The organism is Monoglobus pectinilyticus, from assembly GCF_002874775.1.
GTDB lineage: Bacteria > Bacillota > Clostridia > Monoglobales > Monoglobaceae > Monoglobus > Monoglobus pectinilyticus.
Window position 1 is genome coordinate 390,835 of sequence record NZ_CP020991.1, and the last position, 18,730, is coordinate 409,564.

The 18,730-nt window shown below is 34.9% G+C and carries 19 protein-coding genes; 4 read left to right on the top strand and 15 right to left on the bottom strand.

The features are described 5' to 3' along the window. Positions 1 to 11 precede the first annotated feature (11 nt). The 6 genes from topA to infC all read right to left on the bottom strand — a co-directional run bounded on the left by topA (position 12) and on the right by infC (position 5,504). Entirely contained in the window at positions 12 to 2,147 is a 2,136-nt protein-coding gene (gene topA, locus B9O19_RS01730; protein ID WP_102364823.1) for a type I DNA topoisomerase, read from the bottom strand. 12 nt (positions 2,148 to 2,159) lie between these two features. Next, the gene (gene dprA, locus B9O19_RS01735; RefSeq protein ID WP_102364824.1) at positions 2,160 to 3,428 is read right to left on the bottom strand and encodes a DNA-processing protein DprA; all 1,269 of its coding nucleotides are present in this window, start codon (positions 3,426 to 3,428) and stop codon (positions 2,160 to 2,162) included. Between the two features lie 33 nt (positions 3,429 to 3,461). Beyond that, complete coding sequence (locus tag B9O19_RS01740; protein ID WP_102364825.1) at positions 3,462 to 4,259, bottom strand: TrmH family RNA methyltransferase; 798 nt, start codon at positions 4,257 to 4,259, stop codon at positions 3,462 to 3,464. A gap of 77 nt (positions 4,260 to 4,336) precedes the next feature. Beyond that, positions 4,337 to 4,681: a 50S ribosomal protein L20 gene (gene rplT, locus B9O19_RS01745; RefSeq protein ID WP_102364826.1), complete on the bottom strand. Its 345-nt coding sequence runs from the start codon at positions 4,679 to 4,681 to the stop codon at positions 4,337 to 4,339. A 67-nt stretch (positions 4,682 to 4,748) separates the two neighbouring features. Then, a complete protein-coding gene (gene rpmI, locus B9O19_RS01750; RefSeq protein WP_102364827.1) occupies positions 4,749 to 4,946 on the bottom strand; it encodes a 50S ribosomal protein L35 in 198 nt (65 codons plus the stop codon). 60 nt (positions 4,947 to 5,006) lie between these two features. Beyond that, complete coding sequence (gene infC / locus B9O19_RS01755) at positions 5,007 to 5,504, bottom strand: translation initiation factor IF-3 (RefSeq protein WP_154058597.1); 498 nt, start codon at positions 5,502 to 5,504, stop codon at positions 5,007 to 5,009. Between the two features lie 336 nt (positions 5,505 to 5,840). Between infC and B9O19_RS01760 the strand changes: the two genes are divergently transcribed. From B9O19_RS01760 to B9O19_RS01770, 3 genes are all read left to right on the top strand, one after another. Then, on the top strand, positions 5,841 to 7,370 hold the full coding sequence (locus B9O19_RS01760; RefSeq protein ID WP_102364828.1) for a DHHW family protein: 1,530 nt from the start codon (positions 5,841 to 5,843) through the stop codon (positions 7,368 to 7,370). 23 nt (positions 7,371 to 7,393) lie between these two features. After that, on the top strand, positions 7,394 to 8,053 hold the full coding sequence (locus B9O19_RS01765; RefSeq protein ID WP_102364829.1) for a uracil-DNA glycosylase: 660 nt from the start codon (positions 7,394 to 7,396) through the stop codon (positions 8,051 to 8,053). Between the two features lie 107 nt (positions 8,054 to 8,160). Further along, positions 8,161 to 8,652 carry a glycoside hydrolase family 43 C-terminal domain-containing protein gene (locus B9O19_RS01770; protein ID WP_102364830.1) on the top strand — a complete coding sequence of 164 codons (492 nt, stop codon included), beginning with the start codon at positions 8,161 to 8,163 and terminating at the stop codon, positions 8,650 to 8,652. Positions 8,653 to 8,763: 111 nt separating this feature from the next. Here the strand turns inward: B9O19_RS01770 and B9O19_RS01775 are convergent, their stop codons facing one another. The 6 genes from B9O19_RS01775 to B9O19_RS01800 all read right to left on the bottom strand — a co-directional run bounded on the left by B9O19_RS01775 (position 8,764) and on the right by B9O19_RS01800 (position 14,519). Next, a complete protein-coding gene (locus tag B9O19_RS01775; protein ID WP_102364831.1) occupies positions 8,764 to 9,582 on the bottom strand; it encodes a metal ABC transporter permease in 819 nt (272 codons plus the stop codon). Next, positions 9,575 to 10,285, bottom strand: coding sequence for a metal ABC transporter ATP-binding protein (locus B9O19_RS01780; RefSeq protein WP_102364832.1), 711 nt, complete (start codon positions 10,283 to 10,285; stop codon positions 9,575 to 9,577). Before B9O19_RS01780 ends, B9O19_RS01775 begins: the two co-directional genes overlap by 8 nt. 134 nt (positions 10,286 to 10,419) lie before the next feature. Then, complete coding sequence (clpX, locus tag B9O19_RS01785) at positions 10,420 to 11,694, bottom strand: ATP-dependent Clp protease ATP-binding subunit ClpX (RefSeq protein WP_102364833.1); 1,275 nt, start codon at positions 11,692 to 11,694, stop codon at positions 10,420 to 10,422. 23 nt (positions 11,695 to 11,717) lie between these two features. After that, on the bottom strand, positions 11,718 to 12,323 hold the full coding sequence (gene clpP, locus B9O19_RS01790; protein WP_102364834.1) for an ATP-dependent Clp endopeptidase proteolytic subunit ClpP: 606 nt from the start codon (positions 12,321 to 12,323) through the stop codon (positions 11,718 to 11,720). A 106-nt stretch (positions 12,324 to 12,429) separates the two neighbouring features. Continuing rightward, positions 12,430 to 13,710, bottom strand: a complete 1,281-nt coding sequence (tig, locus tag B9O19_RS01795) for a trigger factor (protein ID WP_102364835.1) — start codon at positions 13,708 to 13,710, stop codon at positions 12,430 to 12,432. 113 nt (positions 13,711 to 13,823) lie between these two features. Then, on the bottom strand, positions 13,824 to 14,519 hold the full coding sequence (locus tag B9O19_RS01800) for a metallophosphoesterase (RefSeq protein ID WP_102364836.1): 696 nt from the start codon (positions 14,517 to 14,519) through the stop codon (positions 13,824 to 13,826). A gap of 93 nt (positions 14,520 to 14,612) precedes the next feature. Between B9O19_RS01800 and B9O19_RS01805 the strand changes: the two genes are divergently transcribed. Beyond that, the gene (locus tag B9O19_RS01805; protein ID WP_102364837.1) at positions 14,613 to 14,765 is read left to right on the top strand and encodes a DUF1540 domain-containing protein; all 153 of its coding nucleotides are present in this window, start codon (positions 14,613 to 14,615) and stop codon (positions 14,763 to 14,765) included. Positions 14,766 to 14,874: 109 nt separating this feature from the next. Here B9O19_RS01805 and thrC read toward each other — a convergent pair whose 3' ends face one another. From thrC to B9O19_RS01820, 3 genes are all read right to left on the bottom strand, one after another. Continuing rightward, positions 14,875 to 16,371: a threonine synthase gene (gene thrC, locus B9O19_RS01810; protein ID WP_102364838.1), complete on the bottom strand. Its 1,497-nt coding sequence runs from the start codon at positions 16,369 to 16,371 to the stop codon at positions 14,875 to 14,877. 172 nt (positions 16,372 to 16,543) lie between these two features. Further along, positions 16,544 to 16,957: a hypothetical protein gene (locus tag B9O19_RS01815; protein ID WP_102364839.1), complete on the bottom strand. Its 414-nt coding sequence runs from the start codon at positions 16,955 to 16,957 to the stop codon at positions 16,544 to 16,546. A gap of 171 nt (positions 16,958 to 17,128) precedes the next feature. Then, entirely contained in the window at positions 17,129 to 18,466 is a 1,338-nt protein-coding gene (locus tag B9O19_RS01820) for a glucose-6-phosphate isomerase (protein ID WP_102364840.1), read from the bottom strand. Positions 18,467 to 18,730 lie beyond the last annotated feature (264 nt).

Genomic DNA, 18,730 nt, shown 5'->3' on the forward strand with positions numbered 1-18,730 from the left:
TGACATATTTTTTATTTCTCAGATTTCTTTTTTTTAGACTCCGGCTTTCTGACATAGTCACAGTCCTCATTATAACATACAAAGCTCAAAGGTCCGTTTTTTCTGAATGCATGTTTTTTCATAAGTATGCTTCCGCATTTGGGACATTTTTCATCACTAGGTTCATCCCAGGAAATAAAATCACACTCGGGCGAATGCTCACAAGCATAAAATGTCGCCCCCTTTTTAGACTTGCGTATCAAAACCTTACCGCCGCATTTGGGACACGGAACTCCAAGTTCAACAGTTATCGCCTTAGTATTTCTACATTCAGGAAAACCGGGACATGCTAAAAATTTCCCAAACTTACCTTGCTTATACACCATTTTTCTGCCGCACTTCTCGCATACTACGTCAGATTCCTCATCTTTTAACTCAATATCGCCTATTTTTTCTTCTGCTTCTTTAAGAGTCTTTTCAAACGGATCATAAAAATCTCTTATAACTTCTTTCCAGTTGGTAGAGCCGTCGGCGACATCCTCTATTTTGTCTTCCATATTAGCCGTAAATTTAGTATTAACTATATCCTTAAAATTTTCTTTCATCAAATCAGTCACTATATATCCAAGTTCTGTCGGAAACAGCGTCTTTTTTTCCCTAGCAACATAACCTCTAGCAGTAATCGTAGCAATTGTTGGAGCATAAGTACTCGGACGACCAATGCCTTCTTCCTCCATTGCTTTTACAATAGACGCCTCCGTATATCGAGGCGGCGGCTGGGTGAAATGTTGTTCCGGCTTAAGTTCAGAAAGTTTTAATTCCTGCCCTTCTGTCAATACCGGCAGTTTTTTTGCTTTTTCCTCTTCAGTATCCTTGCCTTCAACATACAGAGTAGTAAAACCGGCAAATTTAACAGTGCTTCCGCTGGCTTTTAACATATACTTATCAGTGGTTATTTCAGCGCTGACTGTATCCATTATTGCGTCAGACATCTGACTTGCCATAAAACGCTGCCAAATCAATCTATAAAGTTTAAACTGGTCAGGTTTAAATGTATCTTTATATTTTTCAGGAGAATTAGCCGCATAAGTAGGACGTATTGCTTCATGTGCGTCCTGTGCAGATTTTTTAGCCTTATACTGTCTTGGCGCAGACGGAATAAATTTATCACCAAACTTTTGTGAAATATAAGAACGCGCCTCATTTTGAGCCACTGTGGCGATTCTTAAAGAGTCAGTTCTCATATAAGTTATAAAGCCCATCTCGTAAAGCTGCTGTGCCGCCATCATAGTTCTTCTGGCCGTAAAATTCAGCTTTCTTGAAGCTTCCTGCTGCATAGTACTGGTGGTAAAAGGAGGCGAAGGACGACGCTTTGTTTCCTTTTTTATTATTTTGGACACAGCATAGTCGGAAGTTTTGAGTTCTTTTACAATTTTATCAGTGTCCTCACCATTTTCCAACGGAATCTTTTTACCATCCCTAGAGCCATAAAACCTTGCAATAAACGGCAGTTTTCCACTAACATTTGTAAGTTTAGCGTCTATTGACCAATATTCTGTTGGTTCAAATGCGTCAATCTCACGTTCGCGGTCAACAATCATTCTAGTTACAACCGATTGCACGCGTCCGGCGCTTAAACCTTTTTTTATTTTTTTCCAAAGCAGGGGACTTATTTGATATCCTACGATTCTGTCAAGTACACGGCGCGTCTGTTGAGCGTCCACCAAATCCATATCTATACCTCTGGCTTCTTTAACCGCTTCTTTAACCGCATCCTTTGTAACTTCATTAAAAGTTATTCTGCACGGACTCTTAGGGTCAATATCCAAAATATTTGCCAAATGCCATGAAATGGCTTCTCCCTCTCGGTCAGGGTCAGTTGCAAGATAAACTTTTTCGGCTGATTTAGCCTTTTTCTTTAATTTTGCTATTAAATCTCCCTTGCCTCTTATAGTTATATATCTAGGTTCAAAGTCATTATCTATATCAACTCCGAGCTGGCTCTTTGGCAAGTCGCGCAAATGTCCCATTGTTGCCTCTATATTATATGAACTTCCCAAATACTTTTTAACACTGTCAACTTTTGTTGGAGACTCAACTATAACCAGCTTCTTCTTTTTTTCAGAAGACTTGGTTTTTTTTGTAGAAGTTTTTCTCTTTTCCGCCATAATTTTCCTCCGTTATATACTAAGTGAATAAAGATTTCCGGCGTGCTGTGACACGGCGCCTTTCATTTGAAGTATAAGTATTGTACTGCTTACCTCAGATGACCTCATACCTGTGTTTCTCATAATCTCATCAATATGCGCCGGTTCGATACACTTATATAAATATTCTAAAATCCGCTGTTCTGAGTTATCAAAGTCTTTAAAGTCCGGTTTTTTATACGGCTCAATAACGGCGGGCTGTTTTCCTTTTATAACTGAACCTATCTGAATTTGATTTCTATTCTCTTTTTTTGTTTTCTCTTTCTCGATTTTGGTTATCTCATATTCATATTCATCTGTGCCATCCAGGTTGTTTAACCGAACAGCACTGCCAATACAATCTAAGCCATTATCCATTAAATCAGCAAATCTGTCATTATATTCTGATAATATATCCTCAGCTGAAGTAGTGACTATTGCTCCAACTTTCAAAAGCGAATTGGGCACATAAGAATTGTAATCTGTAGGACGTCCGGGAACTGCAAATACATCTCTGTCATATTCCTGTGCATAATTTGCAGTTATTGAGGTACCGCTTCTTATATGCCCTTCAACAATAACAGTTCCATAAGACAATCCCGATATAATTCTATTTCTTTCCTGATAATATTCAGCTCCGCCCAAATCCTCAGGCGGACGTTCAGAAATAATAATTCCATTATTTAATATTTCATAATATAAATTTTCATTCTGCGGAGGATAAATTGTATCTACTCCTCCTGCTAATACTGCAATTGTTTTTTGTCCGGCTTCAAGAGCTCCGGAATGAGCAGCCGCGTCAAGTCCAATTGCCATTCCGCTAACAACTATTATTCCTTCTCTTGCCAAATTAAAACATAACTTTTTAGTAAATTTAACGCTATCTTTATTACAGCGCCTTGTTCCGACAACTGAAAGCGTTAAATAATCATTTAGATTGAGATTATCGCCCTTCATATACAAAATCTGAGGAGGAACATCAGTATTCTTTAACAGTATTGGATAATCAGGTTCGGATATATGTATTATTCTAATATTATTTCTATTACAATAACCATAAATTTCTTCAGCAGATTTCAAATCCTTCTTTTTACATTCTGAAAATCTATAACCCAAAATATTTTTAAGTTTTCTTTCATCAAAATTTCCATTATAAATTTCTTCCGCTGTTCCGATATGAGATACGCAATCATGTATCAACTTAGGAGAATGTTCACAGACGCAATTTAGCCATATACACTTTAATATTTTTGACTCATCCATAAAAACACTCCTAAAAATTTATATTATAAAAAATTATAGCAAATACATCAGTATACCCGCGGCAATAGCAGCATTAAGAGATTCAACTTTTCCCCTCATAGGTATTCTTACTCTTATATCAGACATATTTAAAACTTCCTCTGATACACCAAAAGCTTCGCTTCCAACAACAATAGCAGTCTTAATAGACTCGTCTGCTCCTCTGTCAGCAATATACCGGTAAATATCCACACTGTTTTCTAAGCAGGAACAAATAATTTTAAATCCGTGTTTCTTCACATCATTTAATATTTCCGCGTTGTCCGCAAATACAAATTCAGTTCTGAATATTGACCCCATAGTCGAGCGAACTACCTTGGGATTATATATGTCAGCGCATCCCTTTAATAAGTATATTAATTCAATACCGGCTGCCTCAGCTGTTCTAATTATAGTGCCCAAATTTCCGGGTTCAGAAATACCGTCGAGAATTAATATTTTATTAATATCATTCAATTCAGATTTCTTAACAGATAAGTTTTTAATTGACACGGCGGCAGCAATTCCTTGTGGATTCATTGTGTCTACACTTTCTTTAAACAGCTTATCACTGACAGTATAGACAGAAATAGCGCTCTCGTCAAGACTTGTAACCAAATCTTTATTTTCAGAACTAAAATTTTCACTTATAATAATGAACATAATAGCGTCTCTGACATATTCAAACGCCTCTAAAACCATACGTTTTCCCTCTACAAGATAGGCGTTATTTTTTATACGTCCTTTTTTAGCGGAAAGTGAAGATATTAGTTTTAATTTCTTATTTTCTTTGGCAGTAATGCTTTCAATCATAAACTACTCCCTTAGATCTATAAACTTCTGAATATAGCAAAAGTTATACTCAAAAATGAGTATAACTTTAAATTTAACTATTTTACCTTTTCTACCAGCTTAGTGAAAGCAGCCGGATCAGATATTGCTATTTCAGACAACATCTTTCTGTTAATATTTATATTGTTCTTTTTAAGACCATTCATAAACTTGCTGTAACTAATACCATTCATTCTAGCAGCAGCATTTATACGGGCAATCCATAACTGTCTGAACTCCCTCTTCTTTGCTTTTCTGTCTCTATAAGCGTATGAAAGCGACTTCATAACCGCCTGATTAGCTGTCTTAAACAGCTTACTCTTAGCACCTCTGTATCCTTTAGCAAGCTTCAGGATTTTCTTACGTCTTGCACGAGTCTTAACTGCACCTTTTATTCTAGCCATAGTAATTTTCCTTTCCGAATTTTCAAAATAATGTAATTATCAAATCATAAATAAACCGTTTTAAGATTTATTTGTAAGGTATCATGCCTTTTATTGTAGCGGCATTAGCCTTTGACAGGTAACCCATTTTTCTGAGCTTTCTTTTTCTCTTCGTAGTCTTCTTATTAAGAATGTGACTTCTGTAAGCTTTTCCTCTTTTTACCTTGCCGTTTTTTGTAATACCGAAACGCTTTGCTGCGCCTCTGTGAGTCTTAATTTTAGGCATTGTTTTTTCTCCTTCCGTTTTCGTATGAAAATATGTTCTAAAGCATATTATGCATTATAATTAATTCTTCTTCGGTGTAATAAACATAGCCATGTTTCTGCCTTCCATCTTTATTCCTTTATCAACGCTTCCATATTCCTCAATAGCGTCCTTAAACTTCATAAGCATATCTCTGCCTAAAGATGAATGTGTGATTTCACGACCTCTGAACCTAACTGAAACTTTAACTTTGTCACCGTTTTGCAGAAACTTAATACCCGCCTTGACTTTAGTGTTAAAGTCATGCTCATCGATATTTGAACTTAGTCTTACTTCCTTAACCGCCACAACTTTTTGATTTTTACGGTTTTCCTTTTCACGTTTTGCAAGCTCAAACTTATGCTTGCCGTAATCCATAATCTTACATACCGGCGGTTTTGCCTGCGGAGCAATTTTAACCAAATCAAGGTTTTTCTCGTCCGCAAGTTCCAAAGCACGTGCAGATGATACTATACCAAGCTGTTCACCCTCAGGTCCAACAAGACGAACCTCTTTGTCTCTGATTTCGTCGTTAATCATCAAATCTTGCCTAGCTATATAAAACACCTCCAAAATAATTTAAAAATTTGCATAAAAAATGCGAAGTACAAAAGTACACCGCAATATCCATAAAATATTTATCTGTAATAATCGGATACCCTTTTGCTTTTCGCTAAGGGGAGAAGCGGCACTTCTGCTTTACTAAAAAATACTACCACATTATTTTTAATATGTCAAGCATTTTTTCAAAAATTATTATATTTATTTATTTTTACTAATATTTATACTAAAGCAATCAACCTATTAAAAAATTCTTGTATTATTTTACCAATTATGCTATAATAATGTCGTATTTAATATGCTGGAGGGTTCAGTATGAAAAACGCCATTTTATATTATAATTCTATAAAAAATAAATTTATCTTTAGAAAAATTATTGAGTCTAATATACAACGCTTACTTAAATCAACATTATATAAGATTTGTATTCTTATTTTACCTATATTTTTATCACTTGTCAACCCCGCGTTTGCTGAAACAACAACCAGCGATATTATTCTTTATCTAAATGGGAACATATTTTATTCATCATGTCCTATAATAGTAGAAAACGGAACTGCTCTTGCACCTTTCAGAGAAATAGCCGATACCTTTGGCGCATCCACTAGCTGGGATTCTTCATCTGAAACCATAACCTCAACTTTAAATGAAGTTACAGTTCAATTTAAACTTGGAAGCAATGTAATGATAAAATATGGCAAACCGGTAGAAATGGGATCCGAAACATGTTATTATGGCAATACAGCTATGGTTCCTGTCAAAGCTATAGGCGACGCTTTTGGTTATCCGGTTACATGGGACGAGTGTAACAGAGTGATTTTCCTGGGAGATGTTGTAAATATAAATAATAATCCCATGAACAATATAAAAATAACTAATGAATTTAGATATAATGATTATATCGGCGAATACAGCGGCGTAAGTATATTTTCAAATGGAAATGAAAACTTTGGTATGGAATTGCTGGGTATAAATGATTATTGGGGAAGTTCCTATGCTGAAACAATAGCAAAAATTGCTGATTGTGTTCCATATGCAAATGTGTATAATATAATTGTTCCTACTGCTCAGGAATTTTACGCGTCTAACAGCAAGAAGACCAATCAGACAGCAGCAATATCAGACGTATATGAACACATAATACAATACAACAAAAAGAATCTGAAACCAATAAACATTGTCCAAACATTATACGACCATGCTGCTGAAAAAATATACTTCTGCACAGACCATCACTGGACGCAAAGAGGAGCCTATTATGCTTATCAAAAATATGCTCTAGAAAATAAGTCAATTCCAGAAATTGATCCTTTAAACACTTTTGAAGTTCAGAACATATACGGTTACTATGGTTCACTATGTTCTTTCACTTCAGGAACATATGGAAATCAACTGCTCGCTCAAAATCCTGACATGCTTCAGTTGTTTTCTCCCAAATCGTCCAGTGAGGGCGCCGCTTACCGTGATCCGTTTATGCGTTCATATATACAAAGTATAAAAGTGATTTACCCTCCTGCCAAAAGCTACAGCTGCTTTATCGAAGGCGATTATCCTCTTGAGGTATTTAAAACAAACGTAAACAACGGAAAAAAGATTTGTATAATAAAAGATTCGTTTGGAGACGCATTCGCAACCTGGGCTGTAAATAACTATGAAGAAGTATATGTTATTGATTACAGAATGTTTAATGGAGGAACCTACGGAGACTATGGAAGCGGCAAAAATGATTTTAAAATAAGTGACTTCTATAATTTTGTCAAGTTTGACGACTTAGTTATAATAAGCTATCCAGTAACAGTTTCAACCGGTTCATCTGTTCAGCTTCTAACAAAAATGGTAAATTAAATATATAAGATTGGAGAATAAAAATGGTTCATATAGGTAACGACTGGGACGATCTTCTGAGTGAAGAGATTCAAAAAGAATACTACTTAAAATTGAGGGCCTTTCTTGCAAAAGAGTATAAAACAGCTACTATATATCCTGATATGTACGATATTTTTAATGCGTTAAAATTAACGCCGTATAATGATGTAAAAGTTGTTATTATAGGTCAAGACCCTTATCACGGACAAGGACAGGCACACGGTCTGTGTTTTTCAGTTCTGCCGGGTGTAACACCTCCTCCATCACTGGTAAATATATATAAAGAAATTCAGTCGGAATATGGAACAGAACCACCTAAAAACGGTGATTTAACTCGGTGGGCTAAACAAGGGGTATTGTTGTTGAATACAGTTTTGACAGTAAGGGCTGGTATGGCTAATTCCCACCGCGGAATGGGTTGGGAAATATTTACTGATAAAATTATTCAGCTTTTAAATAAACGCGAAAAACCTATAGTGTTTATTTTATGGGGAGGAAACGCAAAAAGAAAACAAAGTCTTATTACAAATCCTAACCATTTAGTGCTCACTGCAGCCCATCCAAGCCCACTTTCAGCTTACAATGGATTTTTCGGCTGCGGACATTTCAGGAAATGTAATGATTTTTTAATATCCACAAATCAGGAACCAATTGAATGGTGATTATAATAACTAACAAGAATAAAATTTACAGTTATTTCATAAATTCTCATTGTAAACTTTAAAAATGTATGTTAAAATATTTTTAAATATAAAAATGAGGTGTTTTTATGAATTTTAAAACTGGTATAAAATTAGCATCTATAACTATGGCAGCAGTGATAGGCACAGTTTCATTAACTGCATGTTCAATTCCAGGGTTTAAGTCTTCACCAACTCCGTCGCCTGCTTCTGCTCAAACAACTGCGGAACAAGCAACAAAGACCCCTGAAGAAGAAATTGTAGGCGAATGGAAAATTGAATCTATACTTGATAAGAGTGGTAATACCGTTTCGTTGTCAGACGTTGATTTAACCGGAACCCCCTTGGAGGAAATGTCCGGAGTGATAGGTATGGTATTAAAAACCGGAGTTACTTTAAACTTTAAAGCTGATAAAACAGTATCTTTTTCAGTTTTAAGCGGCAATTATGAAATAAACGACAATAAGCTTACGCTTTCAGTTCCGCAAGTTTCAAAATCAATTGAATTATCTTATTCTATTGATAATAATAACATGAAAGTTAAAATAGATTCTTATTCTATTAACCTTAAAAGACAATAATACAAAATGGATATCCGAGTTTCAACACTCGGATATCCATTTTGACTACCTGAGCTATTTACATCTGTAAATAGCTTTTTTGTGATAAATGTATAGTTCAATATTTTGTTTTTAATTCAACCTAAGCTTTCCTAAAATCGAAAATAATATGAAAATTCCAATATTTATAACAACTACTGTCGCACCGGTAGGTGTAGAGAAAAAATAAGAAATTATAAGTCCTAAAAGAAAACAAATAATTGAAATTACTGCTGAAACTATAACAACAGTTTTAAAATGCTTACATACTCTCATAGAAGTTAAAGCCGGGAAAATGATAAGACTAGAAATAAGCAGTGCTCCCATCATTCTCATTCCTAGAACTATGGTTATCGCCGTCAAAATAGCAATCAGCATATTATATACATTTGCCCTGATACCTGTTGCATTTGAAAATGTTTCATCAAAGGTAACAGCAAAAATCTTATTATAAAACAGAACAAACAGTACTATTACAACTGCTGACAAAACAACACTTAACAGAACGTCATTTAAGGTCATAGCCAATATACTGCCGAAAAGATAGCTGTTTATATCAGTATTCATACCCGTTGTCATAGATGCCACAAGTATTCCGAATGCAAGTGCACCCGTAGAAATTATAGCTATTGCGCTGTCACCTTTAATACTGCTGTTTTCGCTTAACCGAAGAAGCAAAAATGCGGCAATAATAACTACAGGAATAGTAAATTCCATAGGCGCCCAATTAAATGCTGTGGCTACTGCAATAGCCCCGAATCCCACATGGCTTAGTCCATCACCAATCATTGAATATCTTTTCAAAACTAAACTAACTCCCAGAAGAGATGCGCATAAAGACACCAAAACTCCTACTATAAGAGCTCTTAATATAAATGAATAAGAAAACATAATATGTAATGTTTCAATCATGTTTATGACCTCCAACAAACTCAATTCCTATTTTAGACCGTGAGTATTCTTTGGACGGTCCGTCAAACATCACACTTCCGTCTTCCAAATGTAAAATTCGGTTTGAATATTTAACTGCACAATGGATATCATGGGATACCATTACAATAGTTATACCATTTCTGTGCATTTCGTTTATTATATTAAAAAACTCAGTTGTAACAACCGGATCCAAGCCGGTTACAGGCTCGTCCAAAAACAATATTTTTCTTGTAGCACACATAGCGCGTGCAAGCAAAACTCTCTGCTGCTGTCCACCGCTTAGTTCACGAAAACATTTAGACTTTATATTGGCAATGCCCAACAGTTCCATTTTTTCCAAGGCAAGCTTTTTATCAGATAATGAATAAAAAGGTTTAAAAACTCCTCCTTTTAAACATCCTGACAAAACCACTTCATTAACAGAAGCAGGAAAATCTTTCTGAACCGGCGTCTGCTGAGCCAAATAACCAATATCAGACTGCACAAGCCCGTCACCGTATTCTACACTGCCGCTTTCTGTTGATTTTAGATGCAGTAAGGCCTTCAAAAGTGTACTTTTTCCGCTACCGTTACGACCTATTATACTATAGTAGTCACCTTTATTTATTTCAAAAGATATATTATTTGCTACTATAAGTCCATCATAACTCAAACTCACATTTTTACACTTAATTAATGACACAAAATCAACTCCCAATACAAATTTTGTTAAGTCATTTTTCTCTTAAATAAATTTAAAGATTAGCGAAACAAATTTACACGCTGAACAGATTGTGTTCTGAAGTATATTTGTCCGCTAATCTAAATTTTATATTACTATGCAGTTTTAGGTCTCTTTTTTGAACTTTTTTGTTCAGTAATAATTTTAGGAGAACCCTTTTTCAAAACACTGTCACGTGTTATAATAACCTTTTTAGCGTCAGGCATTGAAGGAATCTCATACATTATATCCAGCATAATATCCTCAACAATCGTCCTTAGACCTCTGGCTCCAGTCTCACGCTCAACTGCTCTCTTAGCTATTTCCTCAACTGCGTCATCCTCAAAGTCAAGTTCAACGCCGTCCATTTTCATCAAAGTCTTATACTGTTTCAAAAGCGCATTCTTCGGCTCACTGAAAATCTGCTTCAAAGCTTCAAGATTTAAAGTATCAAGAGTTGTAATTATCGGCAGTCTGCCGATAAGCTCCGGTATTAGTCCATATTTAACTAAATCCTCCGGGGCTATCTCCTTTAGAATATCTCCGCGGTTACGCTCTTTTTTGCTTTCAACTTTGGCGCCAAAGCCAAGAGTTTTATCAGATACGCGAGCTTCGATTATTTTCTCCAGCCCTTCAAATGCTCCTCCGCAAATAAACAATATATTTGTAGTATCTATCTGAATAAAGTCCTGATGCGGATGCTTTCTTCCTCCATTAGGAGGAACATTAGCTACCGTTCCCTCAAGTATTTTAAGCAAGGTCTGCTGTACGCCCTCGCCGCTAACATCCCTGGTTATAGAAGGATTTTCAGATTTTCTGGAAATCTTATCAACTTCATCAATATATACTATACCTTTCTCAGCAAGAGCGATGTCATAATCTGCTTCCTGAATCAGCTTAAGCAAAATGTTTTCAACATCTTCTCCAACATAGCCAGCTTCTGTAAGTGAAGTGGCGTCAGCAATTACAAATGGCACATTTAAACGTTTTGCCATAGTTTGAGCAAGGAAAGTTTTTCCCGAGCCTGTTGGTCCTATCATTAAAATATTGCTTTTCTGAAGATCAACATCTCCGCTGTCTGAATCGGTGCCAATTCTTTTATAATGGTTATATATAGCAACTGATAAAGCTTTTTTTGCTTCATCCTGACCTATAATATAATCATTTAAAAATTCATGAAGTTCTTTTGGTTTTGGTAATTCTTCCAAACTTTCAATCTTTTTATTGTTTTCATTTTCCGTCTCAACGTCCATTTCCATTATATCAATGCAAAGGTCAACGCATTCGTTGCAAATATTTGCAGCCGGCCCTTGAATCAATTTTTTAACCTGACTGCGGCTTTTGCCGCAAAATGAACACCTTTCCTGGTTGTCGGTGCTGCTTTCAGACATACACAATCCTCCAATAATAAAATTTAACGTTTAGTAACTATATTGTCAATAAGTCCGTATTTTAATGCTTCTTCAGCATCCATAAAATTATCTCTTTCTGTGTCTTGCTTAACAATATCAATCGGCTGACCGGTATTCTCACTTAAAATCTTATTCAAGTTTTCTTTTATTTTGAGCATTCTCTCAACATGAATCTTCATGTCTGTCGTTTGGCCCTGAACACCGCCGAGAGGTTGATGTATCATAATCTCACTGTTAGGAAGTGCAAATCTTTTTCCTTTTGCACCCGATGAAAGCAGGAATGCTCCCATTGATGCAGCCATTCCAACACAGATAGTAGAAACATCCGCTTTTGTATACTGCATAGTATCATAAATTGCCATACCTGCTGTCACAGAACCACCGGGGCTGTTAATATAAAGATTAATATCCTTATCTGGATCTTCGCTATCTAAAAACAGAAGCTGGGCAACAACTAAACTTGCTGTAGCGTCATTAACTTCATCTGACAAAAAAATTATTCTATCTTTAAGCAATCTGGAAAAAATATCATAAGACCGCTCACCATGACCTGTTTGTTCAACTACGTATGGAACTAAACTGCTGTTTCTAATAATTTTACTATCCATATGATTACCTCCAATAAAAAAAATATGTTAATAATTAATGATACAATAAGGCTGATTTGAAAATAATCCAAATCAACCTTAATTCTATGTTATTTAATATAGAGTATTACTCAAAATCAGCGCTCTCAACCAAAAGATTAATTGCTTTTTCTGCCTTTATTCTAGCTTTAACGTCATCTTCTTTTATATATTTCTTAATGTCGTCAATCTTCATGCCGTTTTCTTCACTAATCTTTTGATATTCGTTTTCAACGTCTTCATCTGTAGGTTCTATTTTTTCAACTTCAGAAACCTTTTCAAGAACCAGCGTAGTCTTAACACGCTTTTCAGCCTCAGGCTTATACTGCTCGCGGATTGTATCCATAGTCTGACCTGTATACTGCATATAAGTATTTAAGTCGATTCCCTGATAACGCATCTGCATATCCATATCGCGAATCATACTGTCAATTTGCGAGTCAATCATCTCATCAGGAATATCAATTTCTGTGTTTGCACACACAGCGTCTATAACATTCTGTTCAGTCTCATGCTTTGCTTTATCTTCATTAGCCTTTTCAAGCTTTGCCTTTATATCAGCCTTATATTCGTCAAGAGTATCAAATTCACTGACATCCATTGCAAAATCGTCATCTGCTTCAGGAAGTTCTTTAACCTTTAAAGAGTTGATTTTAACTTTAAACACAGCGTCTTTTCCAGCTAAATCCTCAGCATGATACTCGTCAGGGAACGTCACTTTAACTTCAACATCATCTCCAACATTCTTACCTAGCAATTGATCCTCAAATCCGGGAATGAACTGACCAGATCCAATTGTCAAATCAAAGTTTTCACCCTTACCGCCCTCAAATGCAACGTCATCAACAAAGCCCTCAAAATTAATGTTAGCAATATCATCAGCCTGAACAGCTCTGTCTTCCACAGGAACCAGTCTTGAATTTCTTTCTCTTAACTTTTCTATTTCTTCATTAACATTTTCATCAGTTGTTTCATAAACAGCTTTCTCAGCTTTTACACCCTTATATTCGCCGAGCTCAAATTCAGGTTTAACTACAACCTTAGCTGTAAAGATAATTTCTTTGTCCGGCTCAATCTTTTCACTCTTTAAATCAACTTCAGGCTGAGCTACCGGAGAAATTCCGTTTTCTTCCACCGCTTTATCATATGCGTCTGGAAGAACAAAGTTAATAGCATCTTCATAAAAAACTTCTTTTCCATAGGCTTTTTCGATGATAATCCTAGGTGCTTTTCCTTTTCTGAATCCAGGCATGTTAATCTTCTTAACATTTTTCTTATAAGCCTTTTGAACCGCTTTTTCAAATTCCTCAGGTGAAACTGAGAATTCAAAACTAACAATATTCTTATCCGTTTTTTCTACATTACCCATAAAAAATACCTCACTATGTTAAATTTCTGTCTAACGCATTTAATGATTATAACATATAAGAATTGAATAGACAAGTACTTTCAAAAAAAATTATATGTTACTTTTAACAAATTTTACACAAGTTTTGGAATAAAATTCAAGAAATCACACGAAACTAACGATAAATTGACACCATTCACATCACCTTGTCTTGCAAATTTTTGTGCAGCAGCATGCAGATGTCCATATATACATTTTTTTACTCCATATTCTTTCATTATATCAATAAACTCTAAATTTTGACCTCCTATTTCGACAGGAGGATAATGCATCGCAACTATAATTTCTTCAGAATTATTCCTCTTTGCGTCTTCCAAAGAGAGAATCAATCTTTGTTTCTCTCTCAAAAAAATTCTTTTATCCTCTTCACTTGAATTTTCTCCGGCTATATTCCAGCCCCTTGTACCGCATATAGCAGTTCTCCCATACATGAAAGCATTGTTATGAATAAACTTTATTGTATTAAAATCTTTTCGTTCTAAAAAATTATTTAGTTTATTCATAGTTGTCCACCAATAATCATGATTGCCTTTCAAAATCACTTTTGTTCCATTTAAGTTATTAATATATTCAAAGTCAGCGACAGAATCGTCTAAATATGTAGCCCATGAAATATCACCGGGCATAATGACAATATCATCGGCCCCAACAATCTTCTGCCAATTGCTCTGCATTCTTTCAACGTAATTACGCCAGCGTTCTCCAAAAACATCCATTGGCTTATCCACACTAAGCGGCAGATGCAAGTCTGAGATTGCAAAAATTGCCATTTTATCACCTCTGTCACATGAATATTTTAAATTTAAGAATATAATTTTATAACCCGGAAATAATAATACTGTACAACGAAAGGAGGAATTATCATGGACAATAATAAAATCGTTTGCAAGGTAAAAAACTGTGAGTATCATACAAGCGGAGATCTTTGCACAGCTTCCCAAATTGAGGTGGGTGGCGGTACAAAGTGCTGCAGCTCATGTGATACAGAATGTATAACATTTAAACCCTGCGAATAATTCCTATTCATTAGGTAAGGTTTTGATTAATAATATATTATTATCATAACCAAACTTCTAAATTCTATAAAAACGAATCAACGGCTGTCTCAATTGAGACAGCCTTCTTTTATTTAATATTTAAAGCTTTTTTAATTGACTTATACATTTCGTCTGCGTCTATTATTTCATCAAACCGAATTTCTTTTCCGTTAAGTGCAGCCAAAGACTCCGGTATTTCCATTTCGCTCTTCTCTTTCAATAAATCCAAAAGCTCAAACTCATTTTTATCATATGGTTCAATCCCCAGAGCAGATAATACTGCTGCATTGAACTTAAATGGACTTGCCGTAGACGCTATAATCGTTTTTGTCATATCACCTGTTTCTGTAACATATTGCTTATACACGTCAACAGCAACAGCTGTGTGAGTGTCGAGTGTATAACCATCCTCAGCAAATGTTTTCCAGATTTGAACTTTTGTAAAATAATCATCACAGCAGCCGCCCCAAAATAACTTAGTTATTTTGTTATGCATAGTTTTTGTAAGTCTATACTCTCCGCCAGCTGACAGCTTATTCATTAAGTCATTTATCTTTTTATCGTCATTTCCTGAAATATCAAACAATAGTCTTTCCAAATTGCTTGAAATAAGGATATCCATAGAAGGCGAAACGCTTTGATAAAATTCCCTGTTTTTGTTGTATACACCAGTTTTAATAAAATCTGTCAGAACATCGTTTTTATTTGATGCGCAAATCAGTTTATTAACCGGAAGTCCCATTTTTCTTGCATAGTATGCGGCAAGTATATTACCAAAGTTGCCTGTTGGAACGCATACATTTATTTTATCACCATTCTGTATCTCTCCGCCTTCAACCATATCACAGTAAGCAGAAAAATAGTACACAATCTGCGGAACCAATCTTCCCCAATTGATAGAGTTAGCAGATGAGAATGCAAAACCATTCTTTTCTAACTCGTCGCTTATCTCAGAATTAGTAAATATCTTTTTAACTCCAGTTTGCGCATCATCAAAATTACCGCTTATACCTTCAACGCATACATTTCTTCCATCCTGCGTAATCATCTGCAGCTTTTGAATATCGCTTACGCCTTCACTTGGATAGAAAACAATAATTTTAGTTCCGTCAACGTCCTTAAAGCCTTCTAAAGCAGCTTTTCCCGTATCGCCCGATGTAGCAACCAAAATAACTATTGTTTTGTCCTCGCCTGTCTTTTTCATGGCAGTAGTCATAAAATGAGGCAGAATTTGCAGAGCCATATCTTTAAATGCGCATGTGGGTCCATGCCATAACTCTAAAATATACTCACTGTCATTTATTTTAACAACAGGAGCAACCTTCTCACTGCTGAACTTTCCGTCTCCATAAGCTCCCTCAGTGCATTTCTCAATTTCCGACTTAGTAAAATCAGTTAAAAACTTAGATAAAATAAAATTAGCTCTTTCAATATATGTTTTACCAAGCAGACTCTCAATATCCGCTTTTTTTATTTTTGGAAATTCGTCTGGAACAAACAATCCGCCGTCATCAGAAAGCCCCTTTTTTATAGCTTCGGCAGAAGTAAGTTTTACGTTTTTGTTCCTCGTACTGATATAATTCATTTTCATCAAACCTTTCAAAAGATTTATTTCAACAATAAAATAGAGGCTGTGTTTATATCACAGCCTCTATACAATATCATAAAAATTAACTTAAGTCAATATTTTAACTTTAATTATATGATTAAAAATATATCTTAACAATCTCAACTCATTTTAAATAATTATATTACAATTAAACAATATATTTCTTAACGTTTGCGCCGGCTGAATCAGCCTCAGCGCTTACCATCATAGTAAACGAAACGTTAAATGCGCCGGCCAGCTTTTCTAAATCACTGATAAATTCTTCAATAGAATTCATATCACCGTTTGGAACACTTTTGAAAACACTGTCAATAAATATATGAGTAATATCATAATCCTGAGCTATCAAACCACATATTAAACCTTCAAACATATCAAAGTTTTTAATATTAAAATCCTCAGTATTAATCATTCTAACTTTTCTGTCAATATCATGAATCAAACGGTTTCCGTCTGTGATACAAACAACATTGCCATTTTCTACATTAACAGCATTATTAACGGCTTCAATGAGTTTTTTTGTCTTTCCGCTGCCCTTTAATCCAATATGTATCTTAATCATAATAATTACCGCCTTTCCATTCTAGGATTTTAATTAAAATCCAAAACCTGACCAATCGTCTAATCAATCAAAGTTTGGATAAATATTATTTTATTCTTAAAGATATTTTAACATATATATTCAAAATATACAAGACTTATTTTAAAAATATTTATAAATTTAATAAATTTGCTACTTTAATCTTGATTCTAGCTTCTCTTTGTCTGCTTCATATCCCGGTTTGCCCAATAGAGCAAACATATTTTTCTTGTAGCTCTCAACTCCCGGCTGGTTAAATGGGTTTACTCCCAGCAAATATCCGCTTATGCCGCAGGCTTTTTCAAAGAAATATACCAATTGACCAAATGTATATTCGTCCAGCGATTCAAGTTCAATAACAAGGTTTGGAACCCCGCCGTCGGTATGCGCCAAAAGAGTACCTTCAAAAGCTTTTTTGTTTACATAATCCATAGTTTTGCCTGCAAGGAAATTAAGACCGTCTACATTATCACTGTCTTCAGTTATTTCTATATCGCTTTTTGGATTTTTAACATATAACACTGTCTCAAAAATCTGTCTCATACCGTCTTGTATGTACTGCCCCATAGAATGCAAATCTGTTGAAAAACATGCTCCGGCCGGGAAAATACCTTTTTGATCCTTTCCCTCGCTTTCGCCGTACAGCTGTTTCCACCACTCAATAAAGTATTGAAGCTCAGGCTCATAATTTACCAGCATTTCTATATTTTTTCCTTTTTGGTGTAAAATATTCCTTATAGCTGCATACTGATAACATTCATTTTCTTTAAGAGAAGGTTTTGAATACATTTCACGCGCGTCAGCAGCTCCCTGCATCATTTCATCAATATCAGCGCCCGATACAGCAATCGGAAGCAAACCTACAGCTGTCAAAACTGAATATCTTCCTCCAACATCATCAGGCACGACAAAAGTTTCGTATCCTTCTTCGTCAGCCAAATTTTTTAATGCTCCTCTAGCTTTGTCTGTGGTTGCATAAATACGTTCTTTAGCGCCTTCTTTTCCATATTTATTTTCAAGATAGTTTTTTAAAATTCTAAAAGCAATAGCGGGTTCTGTAGTAGTTCCGGATTTGGAAATAATATTTACCGACACATCCTTATCTTCTATTGTTTTTAAAATTCCATTTAAATAATTTGGACTAATATTATTACCGCAAAAAATAATCTGAGGTTTTTGATTAAAATTATAAAACGGACCGCCTAAAAACTCGCAGGCAGCTTTAGCACCCAAATATGAACCGCCAATTCCTACTACGAGCAAAACATCGCTGTCATTTCTAATTTTATGAGCTGCCGATTTTATTCTGCTGAACTCTTCCTTATCATAATCTACAGGCAGGTCAATCCAGCCCAAATAATCATTGCCTGCTCCGGTTTTACTCATCAAAACCTTATCTACAGCCTCTATCTGCGACTGCATATTATCAACTTCTTCCTGAGAAAAGAAGCCGAGAGCTCTTCGATAATTAAATACAACATTTTTTTTCATATCTATTTGCTCCTTTATATTAGTATAAAATTTAATTATATTTACTAATAAATATTTTACCATATTAGTAAATTTTGTGCAATACCTATTATTGAAAATAAAAAAAGTTTTTTTAGGGAATAATGTTTAATGTGATTTAATTCAAATGAAATCGACATGGATTTTTATATATTTAAAAATAAATAATAATAAATTTTCATCAGTTAATTTCATTATTAGTATTAACATGTAAAAGATGATTTATTTTAACCATAATTTACTTGT